11 protein-coding genes and 3 pseudogenes (1 of these 14 only partly in view) are annotated in these 21,413 nt (G+C 71.8%); 6 read left to right on the forward strand and 8 right to left on the reverse strand.

The window, feature by feature from the left end; all coding sequences use genetic code 11:
• Positions 1 to 5,499, reverse strand: partial view of a type I polyketide synthase gene (locus ACZ53N_RS03980; protein WP_469139396.1) — the start only. The gene continues 22,902 nt to the left of window position 1, outside the view; only the first 5,499 of its 28,401 coding nucleotides appear in the window; its start codon is at positions 5,497 to 5,499; its stop codon lies beyond the left edge, outside the window.
• A 323-nt stretch (positions 5,500 to 5,822) separates the two neighbouring features.
• Positions 5,823 to 6,854, reverse strand: coding sequence for a GDP-mannose 4,6-dehydratase (locus ACZ53N_RS03985; RefSeq protein ID WP_130880881.1), 1,032 nt, complete (start codon positions 6,852 to 6,854; stop codon positions 5,823 to 5,825).
• Positions 6,855 to 7,207: 353 nt separating this feature from the next.
• On the opposite strand from ACZ53N_RS03985, the gene ACZ53N_RS03990 reads away from it, so the two are divergent.
• Together ACZ53N_RS03990 and ACZ53N_RS03995 are read left to right on the forward strand one after the other, a co-directional pair.
• Complete coding sequence (locus ACZ53N_RS03990; RefSeq protein ID WP_469139397.1) at positions 7,208 to 8,959, forward strand: ABC transporter ATP-binding protein; 1,752 nt, start codon at positions 7,208 to 7,210, stop codon at positions 8,957 to 8,959.
• Between the two features lie 78 nt (positions 8,960 to 9,037).
• Positions 9,038 to 11,053: an ABC transporter ATP-binding protein gene (locus ACZ53N_RS03995; RefSeq protein WP_469139398.1), complete on the forward strand. Its 2,016-nt coding sequence runs from the start codon at positions 9,038 to 9,040 to the stop codon at positions 11,051 to 11,053.
• Here the strand turns inward: ACZ53N_RS03995 and ACZ53N_RS04000 are convergent.
• Complete coding sequence (locus ACZ53N_RS04000; protein WP_469139399.1) at positions 11,044 to 11,367, reverse strand: nuclear transport factor 2-like protein; 324 nt, start codon at positions 11,365 to 11,367, stop codon at positions 11,044 to 11,046. The genes ACZ53N_RS03995 and ACZ53N_RS04000 overlap by 10 nt on opposite strands.
• Before the next feature lie 223 nt (positions 11,368 to 11,590).
• Between ACZ53N_RS04000 and ACZ53N_RS04005 the strand changes: the two are divergent.
• Positions 11,591 to 13,865, forward strand: a pseudogene (locus ACZ53N_RS04005) (family 2 encapsulin nanocompartment cargo protein terpene cyclase).
• A gap of 22 nt (positions 13,866 to 13,887) precedes the next feature.
• On the opposite strand, the gene ACZ53N_RS04010 reads toward ACZ53N_RS04005, so the two are convergent.
• The 3 genes and pseudogenes from ACZ53N_RS04010 to ACZ53N_RS04020 form a co-directional block, all read right to left on the reverse strand.
• On the reverse strand, positions 13,888 to 14,583 hold the full coding sequence (locus ACZ53N_RS04010) for a polysaccharide deacetylase family protein (protein ID WP_469139400.1): 696 nt from the start codon (positions 14,581 to 14,583) through the stop codon (positions 13,888 to 13,890).
• 118 nt (positions 14,584 to 14,701) lie between these two features.
• Positions 14,702 to 15,607 carry a TIGR04222 domain-containing membrane protein gene (locus ACZ53N_RS04015; protein WP_469139401.1) on the reverse strand — a complete coding sequence of 302 codons (906 nt, stop codon included), beginning with the start codon at positions 15,605 to 15,607 and terminating at the stop codon, positions 14,702 to 14,704.
• Positions 15,608 to 15,622: 15 nt separating this feature from the next.
• Positions 15,623 to 16,949 (reverse strand): annotated as a pseudogene (locus tag ACZ53N_RS04020) (MbnB/TglH/ChrH family RiPP precursor modification enzyme).
• Between the two features lie 170 nt (positions 16,950 to 17,119).
• On the opposite strand from ACZ53N_RS04020, the gene ACZ53N_RS04025 reads away from it, so the two are divergent.
• On the forward strand, positions 17,120 to 17,680 hold the full coding sequence (locus ACZ53N_RS04025) for a GNAT family N-acetyltransferase (RefSeq protein ID WP_469139402.1): 561 nt from the start codon (positions 17,120 to 17,122) through the stop codon (positions 17,678 to 17,680).
• Positions 17,681 to 17,729: 49 nt separating this feature from the next.
• Here ACZ53N_RS04025 and ACZ53N_RS04030 read toward each other — a convergent pair whose 3' ends face one another.
• Positions 17,730 to 18,149, reverse strand: a complete 420-nt coding sequence (locus ACZ53N_RS04030) for a CBS domain-containing protein (protein WP_469139403.1) — start codon at positions 18,147 to 18,149, stop codon at positions 17,730 to 17,732.
• A 291-nt stretch (positions 18,150 to 18,440) separates the two neighbouring features.
• Here ACZ53N_RS04030 and ACZ53N_RS04035 point away from each other — a divergent pair.
• Positions 18,441 to 19,224: pseudogene (locus ACZ53N_RS04035) on the forward strand (VOC family protein).
• Between the two features lie 34 nt (positions 19,225 to 19,258).
• Here ACZ53N_RS04035 and ACZ53N_RS04040 read toward each other — a convergent pair.
• Positions 19,259 to 20,020 (reverse strand): thioesterase II family protein, encoded by a 762-nt coding sequence (locus tag ACZ53N_RS04040; protein ID WP_469139404.1) that lies wholly within the window; start codon positions 20,018 to 20,020, stop codon positions 19,259 to 19,261.
• A gap of 231 nt (positions 20,021 to 20,251) precedes the next feature.
• On the opposite strand from ACZ53N_RS04040, the gene ACZ53N_RS04045 reads away from it, so the two are divergent.
• Entirely contained in the window at positions 20,252 to 21,343 is a 1,092-nt protein-coding gene (locus ACZ53N_RS04045; RefSeq protein ID WP_469139405.1) for a PP2C family protein-serine/threonine phosphatase, read from the forward strand.
• The last annotated feature ends 70 nt before the right edge of the window (positions 21,344 to 21,413 follow it).

Consider the following 21,413-nt stretch of genomic DNA (forward strand, 5'->3'; position numbering starts at 1 on the left):
CGAGCGGGTGTAGGCGGTGCCGGGGTGGTCGGGGTCGGGGTGGTAGAGGCCGTCGACGTCCCAGCCACGGTTGGCGGGGAAACCGGAGACCGCGTCGGTGCCCTCGGTGACGAGCCGCCACAGGTCCTCCGGCGAGGTCACCCCGCCCGGGTAGCGGCAGGCCATGCCCACGATCACGATCGGGTCGTCGGTGTCCACGGCCCGCGCGGCGGGCGCGGTGACGGCGGCCTGTGAGCCGAGCAGCTCGCCCCGGACGTACCCGGCCAGGGTGCGCACGCTCGGGTAGTCGAAGACGAGGGTGGCGGGCAGCCGGAGCCCCGTCACGGTGTTCAGTCGGTTGCGCAGCTCGACCGCGGTCAGCGAGTCGAAGCCGAGGTCGCGGAACGGGCGGGCGACGTCGATCTCCTCGGCGTCGGCGTGCCCGAGCACCAGGGCGACCTGACCGCGCACCAGGTCCAGCAGGGCCTCGTCACGGTCGGCGTCCGCCAGCCGTCCCAGGCGCTGCACGAGGCCGGTGGCCGTGCTCGATCCGGCCACGGCGGCGCGCCGGGCGCGGGTACGGATGAGGCCGCGCAGCAGGGGCGGCACGTCGCCGCTCGCGCGGAACGCGGGCAGGTCGAGCCGGACCGGCAGGACGACGGGCTCGTCGGTGGCCAGGGCCGCGTCGAACAGCGCCACGCCCTGCTCGGCCGTCAGCGCCGGCATGCCCGCGCGGGCCAGCCGCTGGAGGTCGGCGTCGCCGAGCGTGCCGGTCATGCCGCCGGACTGGTCCCAAGGGCCCCACACCAGGGAGATGCCGGGCAGGCCCTCGTCACGGCGCCGCTGCATGAGGGCGTCGAGGAAGGCGTTGCCGGCCGCGTAGTTGCCCTGGCCGGCACCGCCGAAGGTGCCGGCGACGGAGGAGAACACCACGAAGGCGGTCAGGTCCGCGTCGCGCGTCAGCTCGTGCAGGTTCCACACCGCGTCGACCTTCGGGCGCAGCACCGCGTCGACGCGCTCGGGCGTCAGGGACGCGATGACCCCGTCGTCGAGGACCCCCGCCGCGTGCACCACGGCGGTGACCGGGTGCCGATCCAGCAGCCCGGCGAGACCGTCGCGGTCGGCGATGTCGCACGCGGCCACCACGGCCTCGGCACCCAGCCCCGCCAGCTCCGCGACCAGGTCGTCCACACCCTCGGCAGCCAGACCCCGACGGCTCACCAACAGCAGCCTTCGCACCCCGTGTCCGGTCACCAGGTGCCGTGCCACAAGCGCGCCCAGGCCGCTGGTGCCGCCGGTGACGAGCACGCGGCCCTCGGCGTCCCAGACGGGCCTCTCGGAGACAGCGTCCGCTACGGACACCCGGGCCAGGCGCGCGGCCTTGAGCTCGCCCGCGCGCACGGCCAGCTGCGGCTCGTCGGAGGCCAGCGCCCGCGTGAGCGCGGCGGCGAAGGCGTCGCCCCCGGCCTCCGTCCCCAGGTCCAGGTCCAGGTCCAGCAGCCCGAAGCAGCCGGGGTTCTCCGTCTGTGCCGAGCGCACCAGACCCCATACCGCTGCCGCGGCGGGGTCGGCGCCGCCCAGTGCGCCCCGGGTGACGAACACCAGGCGCGAGCCGACGAACCGCTCGTCGGCCAGCCAGTCCTGCAGGTGGCCGAGGGTCCGGGAGACCAGCGTGTGCGCGGAGCCGACGGCCTGGTCACCACTCTCACCGGCGGCGGGGATCAGCACCACGGCGGGTATCGCCGTGTCGGGGGTCGTCAAGGACGCCAGGTCCTGGAGGAGCACCGCGTCCGGCAGGGCGTCGGCCAGGCCGAAGACATCGGAGCCCACCAGGGCCACCGACTCCGGCGCGGCCGTCTCGGCCCGTACCGGCGCCCAGTCCAGGCGGAAGAGCGCGTCCCGAGCGGCCCCGGCATCGCCGAGGCGCTGCTCCGAGACCGGGCGCAGCACCAGGGAGTCGACGGAGGCGACCGGCTCGCCGGAGGTGTCGGCGACGGCGATCGAGACCGTGCCCTCACCGGCCGGGGCGAGCCGGACCCGCAGTGCCGTGGCGCCGGTGGCGTGCAGCGACACGCCCTCCCACGAGAACGGCAGCCCGCCCTGGCCCTGCGCGCCGAGGTCGGTGAACCCGGCCGCGTGCAGCGCCGAGTCCAGCAGCGCGGGGTGGAGGCCGAAGGCGCCCGCGTCGGCCTCGCCGACCTCGGGCAGGCTCACCTCGGCGTACACCTCGCCGCCGAGCCGCCAGGCGGCCCGCAGGCCCTGGAACGTGGCGCCATAGCCGAACCCGTCCTCCGCGAGGCGGTCGTAGTGACCGTCGAGCGACACCGGCTCGGCCCCCGCCGGCGGCCATACGGCCGCGTCGAAGGGCACGTGGTGCTCGCCGGCGGTGAGCACACCGGTGGCGTGCTGCGTCCACGGCAGCTCGTCGGCGCCGTCCGGGCGGGAGTAGATGTTGAGGGTGCGGCGGCCGGTCTCGTCGGGGCTGCCGATCCACAACTGCACCTGGATGCCGCCCTGTTCGGGCAGGGTCAGCGGGGCGGCGAGGGTCAGCTCCTCGATCCGGTCGCAGCCGACCTCGTCGCCGGCGCGGATCGCCAGCTCCAGGAAGGCGGTGCCGGGCAGCAGCACCGTGCCGCGTACGGCGTGGTCGGCGAGCCAGGGGTGGGAGTGCAGCGACAGCCGGCCGGTGAGCAGGGCGCCGTCGGAGTCGGCGAGGGAGACCGCCGCGGACAGCAGCGGGTGGTGGGCCACGCCGAGTCCCGCGGCGCGCAGGTCGCCGGACTGGCCGGGGTTGTCCTTGGGCCAGTACCGCCGCCGCTGGAAAGCATAGGTCGGCAGGTCGACGCGGCGTGCTCCGGTGCCCTCGAAGTAGGCGTCCCAGGTCACGGGAACGCCTCGGGTGTGAAGACCGGCGAGACCGGTGGTCGCGGCCTGCACCTCGGGGCGGCCGGCGCGCAGCAGGGGCAGGGCGGCGCGGTCGTCGGCGCCGGCCTCGTCCAGGCAGCTCTGGGCCATGGCGGCGAGCACGCCGTCGGGGCCGAGCTCCAGGAAGGTGGTGACCCCGTGGTCGCGCAGCCAGTCGACGCCGTCGGCGAAGCGGACGGCCCGGCGGACGTGGTCGACCCAGTAGTCGGTGGAGGTGACCTGTGCGACGGTCACGGGCTCGCCGGTCAGGTTCGACACGAACGGCATCAGCGGGGCCTGGAGGGTCAGCCCGGACACCACCGCGCGGAACTCGTCGAGCATCGGCTCCATGAGCGGCGAGTGGAAGGCGTGGGAGACGCGCAGCCGTTTGGTCTTGCGGCCGTCGGCCTCCAGGCGGGCGACGATGTCGGCGAGCGCGTCCTCGGCGCCGGCGATGACGACGGCGCCCGGGCCGTTGACCGCGGCGACGGACACCCGGTCGGCCGACTGCTCGGCCAGCAGCGGCAGGACCTCGTCCTCGGTGGCCTGGACGGCCACCATGGCGCCACCGGCCGGCAGTGCCTGCATGAGCTTGCCGCGGGCGGCGACCAGGGCGGCCGCGTCGCTGAGCGACAGCACCCCGGCGACGTGGGCGGCGACGACCTCGCCGATGGAGTGACCGGCGAGGAAGTCGGGCTTGACACCCCACGACCGGGTCAGCCGGAAGAGGGCGACCTCGACGGCGAACAGGGCGGGCTGGGCGTACGCGGTGCGCTCCAGCTCCTCCTCCCGCTCGCCCCACATGACGTCGCGCAGCGACCCGTCCAGGTGGGGGTCCAGTGCGGCGAGGGCCTCGTCGAGCGCCGCGGCGAAGACGGGGAACCGCTCGTACAACTCGCGTCCCATGCCGAGGCGTTGGCTGCCCTGCCCGGAGAAGAGGAAGGCGAGCTTGCCCTCGCCCTGGGTGGTGCCCTGGACGCAGCCGGGCGCCGGGCGGTCCTCGGCCAGGGCGGTCAGACCGGCGACGACGTCGTCGTGTCCGGCGGCGACGAGGACGGCGCGGTGCTCGAGGCCGGCGCGCGAGGTGGCCAGCGAGTACGCGGTGTCGAGGACGGCGGGCCGGGGGTCGGCGGTCAGGGCGGACAGCAGTCGTCCGGCCTGGGCCCGCAGGGCCTCGCGGGTGCGGCCGGAGACCGTCACGGGCACGACGCCCGGGGCGACGGTGACGGCCGCCGCGCCCTCGGCCTCGTGCGCGGGCTCGGGCTCCGGTGCCTGCTCGACGATGGTGTGGGCGTTGGTGCCGCTGATACCGAAGGAGGAGACGGCGGCCCGCATCGGCCGTCCGGTCTCGGGCCAGGCGGTGTTCTCGGTGAGGAGCCGGACGGCGCCCTCGGACCAGTCCACGTGGGACGAGGGGGCGTCGACCATCAAGGTCTTGGGCAGGACGCCGTGGCGCATGGCCATGACCATCTTGATGACACCGGCGACACCGGCGGCGGCCTGGGTGTGGCTGATGTTCGACTTGACCGAACCGAGCAGCAGCGGTCGGCTCTCGTCGCGGCCCCGGCCGTACGTGGCGAGCAGCGCCTGGGCCTCGACGGGGTCGCCCAGCGTGGTGCCCGTGCCGTGGGCCTCGACGACGTCGACCTCGTCGGCCGACAGCCGGGCGTTGACCAGTGCCTGCTGGATGACCGCTTGCTGGGAGGGGCCGTTCGGGGCGGTCAGACCGTTGGACGCGCCGTCCTGGTTGACGGCCGAGCCGCGCACCACGGCGAGGATCTCGTGCCCGTTGCGCTGGGCGTCGGAGAGCCGCTCCAGCACCAGCACACCGACGCCCTCCGCCCAGCCGGTGCCGTCGGCGGAGTCGGCGAAGGAACGGCAGCGACCGTCGGCGGACAGCCCGCCCTGGCGGCTGAACTCGACGAACGTCGTGGGGCTCGCCATGACCGTGACACCGCCGGCCAGCGCCAGCGAGCACTCGCCCGCGCGCAGCGCCTGGGCGGCGAGGTGGAGGGCCACGAGTGAGGAGGAGCAGGCGGTGTCGACGGTCACGGCGGGACCGACGGCACCGAAGACGTAGGAGATACGGCCGGACAGCACGCTGCCGGTGTTGCCGGTGAGCTGGAAACCCTCGACCCCGTCGGCGGGGCCGACGCGGTAGTCCTGGGCCATCGCACCCATGAAGACACCGGTGCGGGTGCCCCGGATGGAGGTGGGATCGATGCCGGCCCGCTCGAAGGCCTCCCAGGACGACTCCAGCAGCACGCGCTGCTGCGGGTCCATGGCCACCGCCTCGCGCGGGGAGATCCCGAAGAAGCCGGTGTCGAACTCGGCCGCGTCGTGCAGGAAGCCACCGGAGTTCGTCTGGGAGACGGCGAGGGCCTCGGGGTCCCAGCCACGGTCCGTGGGGAAGTCGGTGATGCCGTTCCCGCCGGACTCGACCATCCGCCACAGGTCCTCCGGGCTGGCCACACCGCCCGGGTAGCGGCAGGTCATGCCGATGATGGCGATGGGCTCCTGGGAGGCCGCCTCGAGGTCCTGCACCCGCTGCCGTGTCCGTCGGAGATCGGCTGTCGCTCGCTTGAGGTAGTCCCGGAGCTTCTGTTCGTTGTCCATCTCAACTCAACCAATCTCGACAGCCAGTGGCCGAACCTGAATCGCGCCGCCCGAACGTCACCCGGCAGGCACGTCTTGGCCCGGGGCGACGAGACTCGCGGCATCCGCGTCCGCGGAATGCCATGAGGCGAGTCTCGTCGGGACGTCGGCAAGAAATCCCTAGTTCTGCGCGGTGCTTCGTCCGCGACGACGCGGCGGGACGCGGGTACGCGTCACGCCGCGTCGGATTCTTGACGCCTCTTGTCTGTTGCTTGTCTGTTACTTGTCTGCTGCCGGGCTGCTGCCGGCCCGTGCCGGTACCGAGCCGGCGCGATGTGCCGCTGTTACCAGCTGCCGGCCAGCAGGAGGTCCCCGTACTCGTGCTCACGGGAGACCTGCTGGAGGTCGGACTCGACCATCATGTGCATCAGCTGCGGGAAGTCGACGGTCGGCTCCCAGCCCAGCTCGGTGCGGACCCGCTGGGTGTCCGCGCACAGCACCTCCACCTCGGCCGGACGCACCAGGGCGGGGTCGACGCAGACGTAGTCCTTCCAGTCGAGGTCCACGTGCTCGAAGGCATAGCGCACCGCGTCCCGGACCGTGTGCATCTGGCCGGTGCCCACCACGTAGTCGGTCGGCTCCTCCTGCTGGAGCATGAGGTGCATCGCCCGGACGTAGTCGCCGGCGAAGCCCCAGTCACGCACCGCGTCGAGGTTGCCGAGGTCCAGCTTCTTCTGGTGGCCCAGCTTGATGCGGGCGGCCGCCAGCGAGATCTTCCGGGTCACGAACTCCGCGCCACGGCGCGGGGACTCGTGGTTGAAGAGCATCCCGGACACCGCGTACATCCCGAAGGACTCACGGTAGTTCTTCGTGATGAAGTGCCCGTACGTCTTCGCGACGCCGTACGGGCTGCGGGGGTGGAACCTGGTGGTCTCGCTCTGCGGAGTCTCGGCGGCCTTGCCGAACATCTCCGAGGACGACGCCTGGTAGAAACGGATCTGGCCGCCGCCGGCGTGGCGGGAGCCGTTCAGTCCGCTCACCATGCGGATGGCTTCGAGCATCCGCAGCACACCCATGCCGTTGATCTCGGTGACGAGTTCGGCCTGCTGCCATGACATCGGCACAAAGGAAATCGCGCCGAGGTTGTACACCTCGTCCGGCTGCACCGTGTCCACGGCCGAAACGAGACTTGCCTGATCCATGAGATCGCCGTCCACGAACGACAAATCGGAGACCAGACGGCTCACCCGCGATTTCCGCGGATTGGCCTGTCCCCTGATCAATCCCCATACCTGGTAACCCTGCGACAGCAGGTGTTCCGCCAGGTAAGAACCGTCCTGTCCGGTGATCCCAGTGATCAACGCGCGCCTGGACATGTCATCCCCTTCTCTCCCCCGGACAGACCGCCCCCACGCAGAGCTGTCCCACCACGGGAGCGGAACATGCGAAAGTCCGACGATGAACGCACCGGAAGAATGACCGGTCGATGAACTGGCACCGAATGCGCTTCTGTCCGGCCGATATATGCGACCGCACGCTCGCAGTCGCCCGACGGCAGTGTCAAGAAAATGCCGACACACTAGGGAATTTGCGAGACTCGGCCCCGTGGGCACCCCGTCGGCCGACGCCCGGGAGCGTCCCACCGCGTGAACACTAGGGATTCTCCTGTGCGTTGTGCGGTGGACTGGGCGGGTCGGCGGTCCGCCGGCCCTGCCGTCCGGAGAGTTCGGTGCTGATCAGACTCCTGCGTGCCCGCCTGCGCCCCTACGGCCGCTCCGTCACCCTTCTCGTGCTGCTGCAACTGGTGCAGGTCACGGCCACGTTGCTGCTGCCCATGTTCGGTGCCGCGGTCATCGACAACGGCGTGGTCAAGGCCGATACCGATTACATCTGGCGGACCGGCGCCGTCATGCTCGTCGTGGCCATAGCGCAGATCGCCTGCGCGATCGGCGCGGTGCACCTCGGCTCCCGCACCTCGATGGCCCTCGGCCGCGATCTGCGCTCCGCGGTCTTCCGCCGGGTGCTGGACTTCTCCGCCCGCGAGGTGGGCCGGTTCGGCACCCCTTCGCTGATCACCAGAACGGTCAATGACGTCCAGCAGGTCCAGGCACTCGCCCAGTCGGCCTTCGGGATCGCGGTGTCGGCACCCATCATGTGCGTCGGCAGTGTGCTGCTGGCGCTGCGTCAGGACGTGCCGCTGTCGATGTTCCTGGTGGCGATCGTCGTGGTGATCGCCGGTACCTTCACCCTCATCCTGACCCGGATGAGCCCGTGGTACGACCTGATGCAACAGCGCGTCGACCAGGTCAACCGGATGCTGCGCGAGCAGATCACCGGGGTGCGGGTGGTACGGGCCTTCGTGCGCGACACCCACGAACGCGAGCGGTTCACCCGGACGAACGCCGAGATGACCGCGCTGTCGCTGCGCGTCGCCCGGCTGATAGCGGCGATGTTCCCCCTCGTCATGATGGTGATGAACGCCTTCATGGTGGGGCTGATCTGGTTCGGCGCCCGCCGTATCGAGGCCGGGTCGATGCAGCTCGGCTCGCTGAGCGCCTTCCTGAGCTACCTCGGTCTGATCCTCATGTCCGTCGTGATGGTGACGTTCGTCTTCCTGGCCGCACCGCGCGCGAAGGTGTCCGCCGAACGCATCCAGGAGGTGCTCGACACCGAGCCCAGCGTCAAGGCTCCCGCGAGCCCGGTCCACACCGGCACGGACACCGGCCGGCTGGAGCTGCGCGCGGTGGAGTTCCGCTATCCGGGTGCGGAGGAGCCGGTGCTGCGGGACATCGACCTCACGGCCGGGCCCGGGGAGACGGTGGCGATCCTCGGCAGCACGGGCAGCGGCAAGACGACTCTGCTGAACGTGCTGCTGCGGCTCTTCGACCGCACGGGCGGTTCGGTCCTGGTGGGCGGCGTCGACGTGCGCGCGTACGACGCCGACGCCCTCTCCCGCACCGTCGGCTTCGTTCCCCAGAAGCCCTATCTCTTCTCCGGCACCGTGGCGAGCAATCTGCGGTTCGGCAACCCCGGGGCCACCGACGAGGAGCTGTGGCGCGCCCTGGAGATCGTCCAGGCCCGGGAATTCGTCGAGCGCATGCCCGGGGGGCTGGGCGCGCGGATCGCCCAGGGCGGCACCAACCTCTCGGGCGGGCAGCGACAGCGGCTGTCCATCGCGCGCACCCTGGTGCGCCGGCCCGACGTCTATCTCTTCGACGACTGTTTCTCCGCGCTCGACTACGCCACGGACGCGGCGCTGCGGGCGGCCCTCGCCCCCGAGATCTCCGGGGCGACGGTGGTCGTCGTCGCCCAGCGGGTCAGCACGGTCCGGCACGCCGACCGCATCGTGGTCCTCGACGCCGGGCGCGTCGTGGGCACCGGCACCCACGAGGAGCTGATGCGCGACAGCGCGACGTACCGCGAGATCGCGCTCTCCCAGCTCACCAGCGAGGAGGCCGCCGGTGCGACGACACAGCCGTGAGCCCGGCGGGAGCGCCGCCGCGCTCGTACGCCGGCCGTCGCACCGACTCCCCGGAACCCACAGGAAAGGCGGGGCGGCATGACTCCCCCGGTCAAGGTCGGCGCGGCACCGGACACACCACCGCGGGAGCCCGAAGCCGTCCCGGACGGGGAGCAGCGCACCCCGCCGGAGAGCACCGAGCCGTCGGAGAAGGCACGCGACCCGCGCGGTACGGTCCGCCGGGTGCTGGGGCTGCTCCGCCCGCAGCGCGGCCGGGTCGCCGTGCTGCTCGGCCTCGGGATCGTCGGTGTCACGCTCAACGCCCTCGGTCCGAAGCTCCTCGGTGATGCCACGGACCTGGTGTTCGCCGGTGTCGTCGGCAAGCAGGTGTCCAGCGGGGAGTCCAAGGCCGCCGTCGTCGAGCGGTTGCGCGCCGAGGGCCACGACTCGCTCGCCAATGTCTTCAGCACGGTGGATGTGGTGCCCGGTCAGGGCATCGATTTCGACGGGGTCGGACGACTGCTGTTGGTGGTCCTCGCGCTGTACGCCGCGGCGTCGCTGTTCACGCTTCTGCAGGGGTGGCTGGCCACGGCCGTCGTCCAGCGGGTCGTGTTCGATCTGCGCGAGAGGGTGGAGGCAAAGCTCGCGCGTCTGCCGCTCAGCTACTTCGACCGCAATCCGCCGGGCGAGGTGCTGAGCCGGGTCACCAACGACGTCGACAACCTCCAGCAGACCCTCCAGCAGTCACTGAGCCAGCTGATCACCGCGGTGTTCTCCACGCTGAGCATGCTGGTCCTGATGTTCGTGATCTCACCGCTGCTGGCCCTGATCATGCTGATCGGCGTGCCCGTGTCGGCGCTGCTGGCCACGTTGATCGTCAAACGGGCGCAGCCGCAGTTCGCCGCGCAGTGGGCGGCCACCGGGACGCTCAACGCCCATGTCGAGGAGATGTACAGCGGACACTCGCTGGTGAAGGGCTTCGGCAGGCGGGAGCTCGCGGAGCGGGCCTTCGACGAGCACAACGAGGCGATGTACCGCGCGGGCGCGAAGGCGCAGTCCGTCTCGGGCACCATCGAACCGTCGATGATGTTCGTCGCCAACCTCAGCTATATCGTCGTGGCCGTCGTCGGCGCGCTGCGGGTCGTGAGCGGGTCGCTGTCGATCGGTGAGGTGCAGGCCTTCATCCTGTATTCCGGCGGCTTCAGCCGGCCGATCGTCGAGGCGGCGAGCGTCGCGGGCCGGCTGCAGTCGGGCGCGGCGTCCGCCGAGCGGGTCTTCGCGCTGCTCGACGCGGACGAGCAGGGGCCCGACCCGCGGCGGCCCGTGCGGCCCGAACGGGTCGAGGGGCATGTGGAGTTCGAGCGGGTGTCGTTCGCCTACACCCCGGGCACTCCGCTGATCGAGGACCTGTCGCTCACCGTGCGGCCCGGCCAGACCGTGGCGATCGTCGGTCCGACCGGGGCGGGCAAGACCACGCTGGGCAATCTCCTCATGCGCTTCTACGAGCTCGACGGCGGCCGCATCCTGCTGGACGGCACGGACATCGCCGGGATGACCCGCGAGGAACTGCGCGCGAACATCGGTCTGGTCCTGCAGGACGCCTGGCTGTTCGGCGGCACGATCGCCGAGAACATCGCGTACGGGCGCCCCGAGGCGACCCGCGAGGAGATCGTGGCCGCGGCGCGCGCCACCTGTGTGGACCGGTTCGTGCGGACCCTGCCCGACGCGTACGACACCGTGCTCGACGACGAGACCTCCAGCGTCAGCGCCGGTGAGAAGCAACTGATCACGGTGGCGCGGGCGTTCCTGACCGGGCCGGCGATCCTGGTGCTGGACGAGGCGACGAGTTCGGTCGACACCCGTACGGAGGTCCTCATCCAGCGGGCGCTGAACTCGCTGCGCGCGGGCCGCACCAGCTTCGTCATCGCGCACCGGCTGTCGACCATCCGGGACGCCGACGTCATCGTCGTCATGGAGGCCGGGCGGATCATCGAGCGGGGCACGCACGAGGAACTGATCCAGAACGCGGGCACCTACGCCCGGATGTACGCCTCCCGCACCCTGGTGCCGGGGCAGGAGCCGGGAGAGCAGGGGGAGCCGGCCGGTCAGGCCTGACCGGTCTCGATGCGGCTGATCCTGCCGTCCGTCGTGTCGAACCTCCAGGCGGTGCGCATCTCGCCCCAGGTGTCGTTGCGGAAGTCGGCGATCAGCGAGAGGCCGCCGTCCGACTCGGACCGCACGTCGATGTGGCCCCCGGAGCTGAAGATCTCCTTGTCGATCCACTGGCGCAGATCGCGGTCGGAGCCGTCGTCGGACAGGGTCGCGTCGTCGGTCAGCAGCGACAGGAAGCCCTCCCGGTCGCCGGTGTTGATCGCGAGGGCGAAGGATCTCACCAGGGGGTCGCTGAGGTTCTGGGGGGCGATGGTCATCGCGGGCTGCTCCTCGGTCGTTCCGGGCGGATGTCCCGAACGGTAGCCACGGGGTGCGGTTCCGGCCACGGGACCACGCCCACCCCGGTCGCAAGATCGTTAAGCGGGGTGATCGCCGTATTCACCTTATTGAGGGGAAAGATGACTTACCCCGCCTTTTTGTGCGACCTGCCGCCTAGCGTGAGGGGCGATTTGGTCCGGGCCACGCGAAAGGCCGTGCACGATGTCAGATCCCTTCCGGCTTCCTTCCTTCTACATGCCGTATCCGGCCCGTCTGAACCCTCATCTGGCGAGTGCCCGCGAGCACTCCAAAGCGTGGGCCCGCGACATGAACATGATCGAGGGATCCGGCATCTGGGAGGAGTCGGACTTCGACTCGCACGACTACGCCCTGCTGTGCGCGTACACCCATCCGGACGCCACGGCCGCGGAGCTGTCCCTGGTGACCGACTGGTACGTCTGGGTGTTCTTCTTCGACGACCACTTCCTGGACATCTTCAAGCGCAGCCGGGACATGGCCGGCGCGAAGGCCTATCTCGACCGGCTGCCCGCCTTCATGCCCGTCGACCCGGTGGACACCCCCGCGACACCGACCAACCAGGTCGAGGCGGGACTCGCGGAGCTGTGGGCCCGTACGGTCCCGACGATGTCGCGGGACTGGCGCCGCCGCTTCCACGAGAGCACCCGGCATCTGCTGGAGGAGTCCCTCTGGGAGCTCGCCAACATCAATGAAGGCCGGGTGTCCAACCCCGTCGAGTACATCGAGATGCGCCGCAAGGTGGGCGGCGCCCCCTGGTCCGCCAATCTCGTCGAGCACGCGGTCGGCGCCGAGGTGCCCGCCGCGGTGGCGGCGAGCCGGCCGATGCGGGTCCTCAAGGACACCTTCGCCGACGGGGTGCACCTGCGCAACGACCTCTTCTCGTACCAGCGCGAGACGCAGAGCGAGGGCGAGCTGGCCAACGCGGTGCTGGTGCTGGAGAAGTTCCTGGGCTGCGGCACCCAGGAGGCGGCGGACGCCGTCAACGACCTGCTCACCGCCCGCCTGCAGCAGTTCGAGCACACCGCGCTGACCGAGGTGGCTCCGCTGCTGCGGGAGCACGGACTCGACCCGGCGGCGCACGCCGACGTCTTCGCCTACGTCAAGGGGCTCCAGGACTGGCAGTCCGGCGGGCACGAGTGGCACATGCGCTCCAGCCGGTACATGAACGGCGCCTCGGGCGGCACCCCAGCGGACGCCCCCGCTCCCCTGGCCACCGCGGCAGCCCTCCTGGCCGGCCCGTCCGGCCTCGGCACGTCGGCGGCGCGGGCCCTGGTCTCGCTGGCGGCGTCGGTCCCCGCGAGGCTCAGGAGCTACACACACATCCCCTTCCAGCAGGTCGGGCCGCTGCCGCACCCCGATTTCCTCATGCCCTACACGACGCGGCTGAGCCCGCATCTGGACGCCGCCCGCCGGCACAACGTCGAGTGGAGCCGTGCTGTGGGAATCCTGGACGCCGTCCCCGGCGTCCCCGGATCCGGCATCTGGGACGAGGAGAAGCTCAAGGACATCGACCTGCCCCTGTGCGCCGCCGGGATCCACCCCGACGCGGCCCCCGAGGCACTGGACCTGACATCGGACTGGCTCACCTGGGGCACCTACGCCGACGACTACTACCCGGTGGTCTTCGGCCGCACCCCGGACATGGAAGCCGCGAAGGCCTGTCACGAACGGCTGCTGCTGTTCATGCCCTTGGACCTCGCCCCGGCGCCGACCCCGCTGAACCCACTGGAGCGCGGACTCGCCGATCTGTGGCCGCGCACGGCGGGCCCGATGGACACCGACGACCGCCGCACCTTCCAGGACGGCGTCCGGGTCATGCTGGAGAGCTGGCTGTGGGAGCTGTCCAACCAGAAGCAGAACCGCATCCCCGAGCCCGTCGACTACATCGAGATGCGCCGCCAGACCTTCGGCTCGGACCTCACCATGAGCCTGTCCCGCATCGGCCACGGACACACCGTGCCGCCGGAGGTCTACCAGGCACGGCCCGTCAAGGCGATGGAGAACGCGGCGCAGGACTACGCCTGTCTGATGAACGATGTCTTCTCGTACCAGAAGGAGATCCAGTTCGAGGGCGAGATCCACAACGCCGTCCTCGTGGTGCAGAACTTCTTCAACTGCGGGAGGGAGGAGGCGCTCGGCATCGTCAGTGATCTGATGACCTCCCGGATGCGCGAGTTCCAGCACATCGTCACCGTCCAACTGCCCGCCATGTTCGACGACTTCGGCCTGGACGACAAGGCCCGCGCCACCCTGACGGGCCGCCGAGGAGCTGGAGCACTGGCTGTCCGGCATCCTCACCTGGCACCGCGGCTGCCGCCGGTACGCCGAGGTCGACCTGCTCCGCCACAACGCCCCGCCGGTGCCGACATGGGGCGCCCCCACGGGCCTCGGCACCTCGGCCGCCAGGATCATGACGCCGTTCCGCCCGCCCACGGCAGTGGCGGTGCCCCGGGGCTGAGCGGAACCGGGCGCCGGGAGGCTCAGCAGTCCAGGGGGTCCGGGATGCTCGCCGTGGTGGGACCGCTGTTCCGGCACAGCCCGTAGCCCTGGTCGTGAAGGTCGTCGACAATGCCGGGCAGGGCGTCGGGGAAGCGGGTGAAGAGATGCCCCAGGACGACCCCGCTGCGCTTGGCCGCCGCCGGGGCCTGTCGTACCCGGGCCCGCAGGACATCCGGGCCCGGGAACTGCCCACCGGTCTTCACCCAGTCCCGGGTGTCCAGGGTCCAGGTGCAGATCCGGTACCCGAGCTCTGCCGCGAGTGCCGTCTCACGCGGCCCGTAGTCACCGAACGGCGGTCGCAGCAAGGTGCTCCGCAGCCCGCTGCGGATCTCCTCGCGGGCCGCCTTCTCGCTCAGGGCGGGCAGATGGGGGTGGGAGTAGGAGTGATTGCCGACCCAGTGGCCCTGGCGCCGCAGGGTGGTGGCGATCTGCGGATGGCGCTCGGCGTGATAGTTGACGAGGAAGAACGCGGCGCGGATGCCGCGCCCTCGCAGGAATTCCCCGGCTCGTACGGCCCGGTCCGGGTCCTCCACGGACCAGTCGTCCAGCGTCAGCAGCACCCGGCCGGAGGTATTGCCGCACCGCTCGGCGTCATAGCCCGCCGCCGCGCTCGCGGGGGCCGCGCAGACCGCGAGCACGGCCGACAGCGCCGCCAGCACGGCGATCGCGGCCGTCACGGGCCGGGGGTGACGACAGAAACGGGACGAGCTGCCGGTGATCACCGCCTCAGGCTGGCAGCGGCCGCATCCCGGCGCAAATGACGACTCGGCCGACCGGGTGACGCGGGAGCCCGGGTCAGGAACAGCTGCTTCCGCCGCAGCTCGAACTGGAGCAGGAGCTACTGGAACAGGAACTGCTCGAACACGAGCTGCTGGAGCAACCCGTGCTGCAGCCGTAGCCGGAGGACGAGCTCGATCCTCCACTGCCGGAAGAGCGGGAGGACGAGGGCTCGTACGGTCGCCACTCGCCCGCCTTCTCCAATTGCTTCCCGAACTCCTTGTGGGGGTCCCGTAGTATGCCCGGCCCCCACACGGCGACGACTCCCGCGACGGAAGCCGGATGGCGGTCCGGCTTCTGCTCTCCCCAGGGGCTCTCCCGCCAGAGGTAGTTGTCCATCCGCTCTCCGTGATCGGTGAACCGGCTCACGCGGGGACGGCACACCACCCGCAGCACAATCCCGAGGGCGACCAGGGCGAGGGGGGCGAAGCGGGCCAGGGAGGAGTCCGCCGTGACGGCCGGCGGCAGGGCGAGGATGCCGGCGATCACCAGCGTGGCCACCTGCATGCCCGCGGCCCAGCGCCACGTGCTGTACGTCGAACCGGCCATCAGCAGGCCCTGCTTCTCCAGCGAGCCTTCCACGGTCCGCATCTCCCGGCAGCCGGTCAGCTTGTCCCGCACCGCGCGCAGGTCGCTGCTCCAGTCGGTAGCGCATTCCTTCAACACGGCCCGCTCGAAGGCGTCCCGGGCGATCGGGCTGATCACCTTGACCTTGCCGGCGGAGTCCACGGAGATGCGTTCCTCGGCGTACATCCGGGCGATCACGGTATCGGCCACCCGTCCCTCCCCCTCCCTCAAGTGGGCCATCTCCAGCAGGCCCGGCTCACAGCCCTCCGTCAGCGGGCCGCGGGTGCCACGGGCCTTGAGGCGGAGGCGCAGGAGCCACGCGGAGGTGACGGCGAGCCCGATCAGGGCCACGGTCACGGCGGTGATCATAGGTCAGTTGCCTTTCGGGGCAGCGCTCGTCACGATGCGGAGCGGGCGCGCGGCGCGTGAGGTGCGTAGGGCTGTCATCAGGCGACCCAGGCGGCCGGGGGCGGGCGGTGGGGCCGTTCGCTCCTCCCACCAGGCGGTCAGCAGCTCCCGCCGTTCGGCGTCCGGCGGTTGGCCGGTGTCCAGGAGGTGGCGGACGAAGTCCGTGGCGTCCCGGCGGTAGCCGTCGGTCATGGGGCGGGTGCGGGCGTAGGCGAAGAACAGGTCACGGAAGTCCCCGGCCAGGAGCTTGGCCGGCTCGGGTGCCACTTTGGTGAGGACGTTCGCGCGCTTGGCGATCAGCGCCCGTCGCTGCACCTCCAGTCGCGCCCGGTCGAAGCCGACGGGCGGCGGGCCGCCCGCGACGAGCGCGGACAGCAGCTCGGTCTGCGCGTGGGCGAGCCGACGGCGGGCGGCATCGGTGTCGGGCCCGTCCCCGTCGGGGACGTGGCGCGGGGGTTCAGACACGGTGGGGCTCCCGGAGCACGCCGCGGATCGCGGTGAGTTCGGCGGCGAGCCCACCCGCCTCGGGGAAGTCGTCGTCGCGCTCCAGCAGCACACCGGGCGGGGTGACGCGGGAGCACAGCTCGGCGAGGACGTCGAGGACGGGCGGGGTCACCGGGTGGGCGTGGCTGTCGTGCCACAGGCCGTCCTTCTCGAAGCCGCCCGCCACATGGACGTAGGCGAGGGCCTCGACCGGCAGTTCGTCGAGGAACGCGGCCGGGTCCTCGCCCCGGTTGACGTGATTGGTGTGCAGGTTGGCGACGTCGACAAGCAGCCGCACACCGGTCCGCTCGACCAGCTCGGCGAGGAAGCGTCCTTCGGTCAACTCCTCGCCCGGCCACGTCAGATACGCCGCGATGTTCTCCAGCGCGAGCGGTACGGGCAGGACCTGCTGGGCGATCCGCACGTTCGCGCACAGTACGTCCAGGGCGTCGCGGGTGCGGGGGACGGGCAGCAGGTGCCCGGCCTCGATCCGTGGCGAGGCGGTCAGCGGGCCGCCGGCCCGGACGAACGCGATGTGCTCGCTGACCAGCGGCGCGTCGAGTTCCTCAGCCAGTTCGGCGAGCGCGACCAGCCGGGCGAGGTCGGGTCGTTCGGCGCCGCCGAGACCGAGCGAGACCCCGTGCGGGACGACGGGCGTGCCGCGTGCGAGCAGCCGCTCCAGGGCTTCGGGGAGGTGGCCCGGGCAGAGGTTCTCCGCCACGACCTCCACCCAGTCGACGTCCGGCAGTCGCGCGATGTCGTCGGCGATCTCCGGGCGCCAGCCGATGCCCGTGCCCAAGTGCCCCATGGGTCCCCCGCCCCCGTGCTCCCGCGCGATACCGATCGCGCGGGGAAACAGTCCGGGGGAAGAATGCCCCCTGTCGCATCATATGAATGACCGTTCGAGGAGGCGCGGAAGCGTCGGTGTGATGTTGGCATCAGCAGGCACGGACGCAAGTTCGACTAGCGTTCCGGTACATGCAGAAGAGTCTGTACGGAACCGCTGTCGTGTTGCGTCCGGCGACACCGGCCGACATTCCCGCGCTCGCCGCCATCCGTGCCGAGCCCGAGGTGTACGCGCGGTGGCGCGGGGGCGAGGACTTGGCGGCCGCGGTCGCCGAGGACCTCGCCTACCCCGGTGACCACACCCTGGTGATCGAGTACGACGGCGAGGTGGCCGGTGCGATCCAGTGGTCCGCCGAGATCGATCCGGACTACCGCCACGCGAACATCGACATCTATGTGGACCCCGCGGTGCACGGCCGGGGTGTCGGGAGCGACGCCGTGCGCACCCTCGTCCGGCATCTGATCACCGATCACGGCCATCACCGGGTGGTGATCGACCCGGCGGCCGACAACGCCGCGGCCATCCGCTGCTACGGCAAGGTGGGCTTCCGTCCGGTCGGCCTCATGCGCCGCTACGAGCGGGGGCCGGACGGCACCTGGCACGACGCCCTGCTGATGGATCTGCTCGCCGAGGAACTGACCGACGACACCCGCCCCGGCGGCGAGGGCCGCGCCTCCTCCCGGGAGGCCTGATCGCGGCCGGGGGCGGCCGCGGGATCCAGCGGTCGCCCCCGGCGCGCGGCTACTGCACCGCGTAGACCTTCTCGACGAACGCGGCGATCTGGTCGTCGGAGAGGTGCCGGGCCAGGTCCGCCTCGCTGATCATGCCGACGAGGCGCTTGTTCTCGATGACGGGCAGCCGGCGGATGCGGTGGCTTTCCATCTCCTCCAGCACCTCGGAGACGTCGGCGTTCGCGTCTATCCAGCGCGGGGTGCCCTCGACCAGGTCGCCGGCGGTGATGTGGGACGGGTCGTGGCCGGCGGCGACGCACTTCACGACGATGTCACGGTCGGTGATTATCCCGCACAGCCGGTCGTTCTGGTCGCTGACCGGCAGGGCGCCCACATCCAGCCGTCGCATCAGCTGGGCGGCACGGTCCAGCGTCTCCGTACGGGGAATCCACTGCGCGCCCTCGTGCATGATCTCCTTGGCAGTGGTCATGGTTGCCTCCTTACGTCCCACCGGCGGCGCGGGCGCGCGCCGGGGGTTCGATCGGACGTCGCCGTGGCTGGCGCACACGGCTCTTCCATCGTCGCCGCCCGCGCCCTCCGCCGCGAACGCGGCGCCCTCCGCCCCGGGGGCGGTAGCCAGGTGGCCGCGCCCTGGGAGCCCCTCTGAGCCCGCGCGGCCGTCAGTGGCCGGTGCCAGACTGAAAAGCGTCGGGGAGCCACCGGATCGCCGCGCCCGCGGGAGACGGCCCCCGGCGCGGATCCGTCGAAGGAGCGCACCACCATGCTCACCACTGATTTCGTGACCGGCGCACCCAATTGGCTCGACCTCGGCAGCCCCGACACCGTGGCGGCGACCGCGTTCTACGGCTCGGTATTCGGCTGGGACTTCCGGGCGGCCGGGCCCGAAGCGGGCGGTTATGGCTTCTTCCAGAAGGACGGCCGGACGGTCGCGGCCCTCGGACCGCTCACCGAGGAGGGTGCGAACGCCGCCTGGACGGTGTATTTCCGGACCCCGGACGCCGATGCCACGGCGAAGGCCACCGAGCAGGGCGGCGGCACCGTCCGAGTCGAGCCGTTCGACGTGATGGACGCCGGGCGGATGGCCTGTCTGACGGACCCGGGCGGCGCCGAGTTCCGCCGTCTGGCAGCCCGGTGCCGTCACGGGGCTGGAAGCGGCCTCGGAGCCCGACACCCTGTGCTGGACGGAGCTGCACAGCCCGGACCCGGAGGCGGCCCAGGCCTTCTACCGCTCGCTGTTCGGGTGGCGGAGCGAGCGGATGGAGGTCCCCGGCATGACCTACACCGTGCTCTCGTCGGCCGAGGGCGACCAGCAGGACACGACGTTCGGCGGTGTCGCTCCGCTCGAGGGCGGCAATGAACCCCGCTGGCTGCCCTACTTCGCCGTCGAGGACGCGGACGCTGCCGTCGCGAGGACGGTCGACCACGGCGGCTCGGTGCTCATGCCCGCCATGGACACCCCGGACATCGGCCGGATGGCATGGCTCACCGACCCCTTCGGCGCCCCCTTCGCCGTGATCGAGCCGAACCCCCCGCAGTCGCCCTGACGAGGCGCGTCGGAGGGGGGAGCCGGGCCGACGGTCAGTGGACGGGGGCCACGGCCCGGATGTCCGCCACGACGGCGTCGACGAGGGCGGCCGGATCGGGCTGGAAGTAGAAGTGGCCCCCGCTGAAGACCCGGGTGCCGAGGAAGCGCGTGCTGGTGGCCGCCCAGCCCTCCGTGCGCGACACCGGGACGCCCGCGTCGCCGTCCGCGACGAACACCGACAGGGGTATCGGCAGGGCGGGGGCGTCGCGGCGCGGCCGCCAGGTCTCCGAGAGTTCGAAGTCTGCCCGCATGATCGGCGAGAAGAACGCCCAGAGGTCGGGGTCCTCCAGCACCTCGCGCGGCGTGCCGCCCAACCGCAGCACCGCTTCGCGCAGCCCGTCGTCGGGAAGGGCGAAGCGCCGGGTCCCCCGGGGGTGGTGTTCGGGGGCGCTGATTGCCGAGAGACCCAGCCACTGCGGCAGGGGAAGGCCGCGCTCGTGCACGGCGAGGGCGCTCTCGTACGCGGCGATCGCGCCCATGCTGTGTCCGAAGAGGGCGTACGGGCGGTCCATCAGGGGCCGGAAGTCGTCGAGGAACCGCTCGGCCAGCTCCGCCGCGCTGCGGCAGGGCGGGCCGGGGCGGGCGACCCGGCCGGGCGCGTCGACCAGGCACAGTTCCCACTCGGCCGGCAGCAGCCGCGCCCAGCTCCGGAACGGCACATGCGAGCCGCCGGCGTGGTGCAGGGCGAAGAGGCGCAGCTCGGGATCCTGGACGGGGCGGGGACGGATGATGTTGTTGATCTTGTTGTCGGTCATCAGAGCGGTGGGTTCCTTCTCTCGTCGCCGTCGGCCCGCCGGTGCGCGAGGGCGGACCCGAACGCCAGTATGGCGAGTTCGTGATCGCGGTACGGGGCCGGGGCGGTAAGCGACGGGGACCGAAACGGAACCTTACTTTCCACGTGGGGCGGCGGCGGGCCCCGTGGCCCCCGGCGTCCGGCGGCGGTCCGGTTGCGGGCGGGAGCGGAGTCCCTAGGGTGGAGAACAATCATGATGCTCGCCCCAGGCCGGGACAGGCCGCCCGAGGCTTCGCGGCTCCCCCGCCGCGCGCGACGCCTCGTCGTGGCCGCCTATGTGCTCCTCGCCGCCTCCGTCGCGACGGACCTGGCCACGAATCCGCAGTGGACGCTCTCCCCCGTGCTCGCCACGGCGCCCGTCCTCGCCAGCATCGGCACCCGGCGCGCCCGGGTCCCCCTGGTGGCCGGGCTGCTCGCCCTGGCGCTCGTCCCCCTGCTCGCGCGGGCCGACCCCGACGTGTCGCGTGCCGTGCACCTGACGTCGGGTTTCACGGTCCTGGCGATCACCTGTGTCAGTACCGCGAACGTCGTCCTCGTGGCGACGCGGGAGCGCGAGCTCCTCCAGTCCCGCTCCGTGGCGGAGGCGGCGCAGCGCACCCTGTTGCGGCCCCTGCCGGAGCGGATCGGCACCCTGCGCATGGCGGTGCGGTATCTGGCGGCCGCGGCCGAGGCCCGGGTGGGCGGCGACCTCTACGCGGCGCTGGCCACGCCCTTCGGGACCCGGCTGATCATCGGCGACGTCCGGGGCAAGGGGCTGTCGGCCGTGGACGCCGCGGCCGATGTGCTCGGCACCTTCCGGGAGGTCGCCCAGGTCGAGGCGGACCTGGCCACGGTGGCGCGCCGGCTCGACGCCGCCCTGGGGCGGCGCCCGCCCAGCGAGGAGTTCGTGACCGCCGCGCTGGTCGGTGTGCCGGACGACGGCGGGCCGGCCGAGCTGGTGAACTGCGGCCACCTGCCGCCGTTGCTGCGGCGCGCGGGAAGGGTGACCGAGGTCCTGACGCCCGTTCCGCAGCCGCCGCTGGGCCTGCTCCAACTGATCGGCGGCCCGTACGACGGGCGGGCGTTCGCCTTCGAGCGGGGCGATCTGCTGGTGCTGTACACCGACGGCGTGACCGAGGCCCGTGACGCGTCCGGCGTCTTCTACCCCCTGACCGAACGGCTCGCCCGACTGCCGGAATTGGCCCCGGACGCGATGGCGGACCGCTTGGTGGCCGATCTGCTCTCCTACGCGGGCGGCGAACTGTCCGACGACGCCGCCCTGCTGGTCGTGCGGCGCGAACAGTGACCCGGCGCTGCCCGTACGGGCGGGCGCAACCGTTTGCCCCGTCCGGGGCAAACTCCCGCCGCCCGGTTCT

The sequence above is a fragment of the Streptomyces sp. NPDC033229 genome, assembly GCF_055576875.1.

Excerpts from the sequence above, each read along its gene's own strand:
- ACZ53N_RS03985 (WP_130880881.1), bottom strand. The coding sequence starts at position 6,854 with ATGTCCAGGCGCGCGTTGATCACTGGGATCACCGGACAGGACGGTTCT.
- ACZ53N_RS04040 (WP_469139404.1), bottom strand. The coding sequence starts at position 20,020 with ATGACCGACAACAAGATCAACAACATCATCCGTCCCCGCCCCGTCCAG.
- ACZ53N_RS04000 (WP_469139399.1), bottom strand. The coding sequence starts at position 11,367 with ATGACCATCGCCCCCCAGAACCTCAGCGACCCCCTGGTGAGATCCTTC.
- ACZ53N_RS03995 (WP_469139398.1), top strand. The coding sequence starts at position 9,038 with ATGACTCCCCCGGTCAAGGTCGGCGCGGCACCGGACACACCACCGCGG.
- ACZ53N_RS04025 (WP_469139402.1), top strand. The coding sequence starts at position 17,120 with ATGCAGAAGAGTCTGTACGGAACCGCTGTCGTGTTGCGTCCGGCGACA.
- ACZ53N_RS04045 (WP_469139405.1), top strand. The coding sequence starts at position 20,252 with ATGATGCTCGCCCCAGGCCGGGACAGGCCGCCCGAGGCTTCGCGGCTC.
- ACZ53N_RS04030 (WP_469139403.1), bottom strand. The coding sequence starts at position 18,149 with ATGACCACTGCCAAGGAGATCATGCACGAGGGCGCGCAGTGGATTCCC.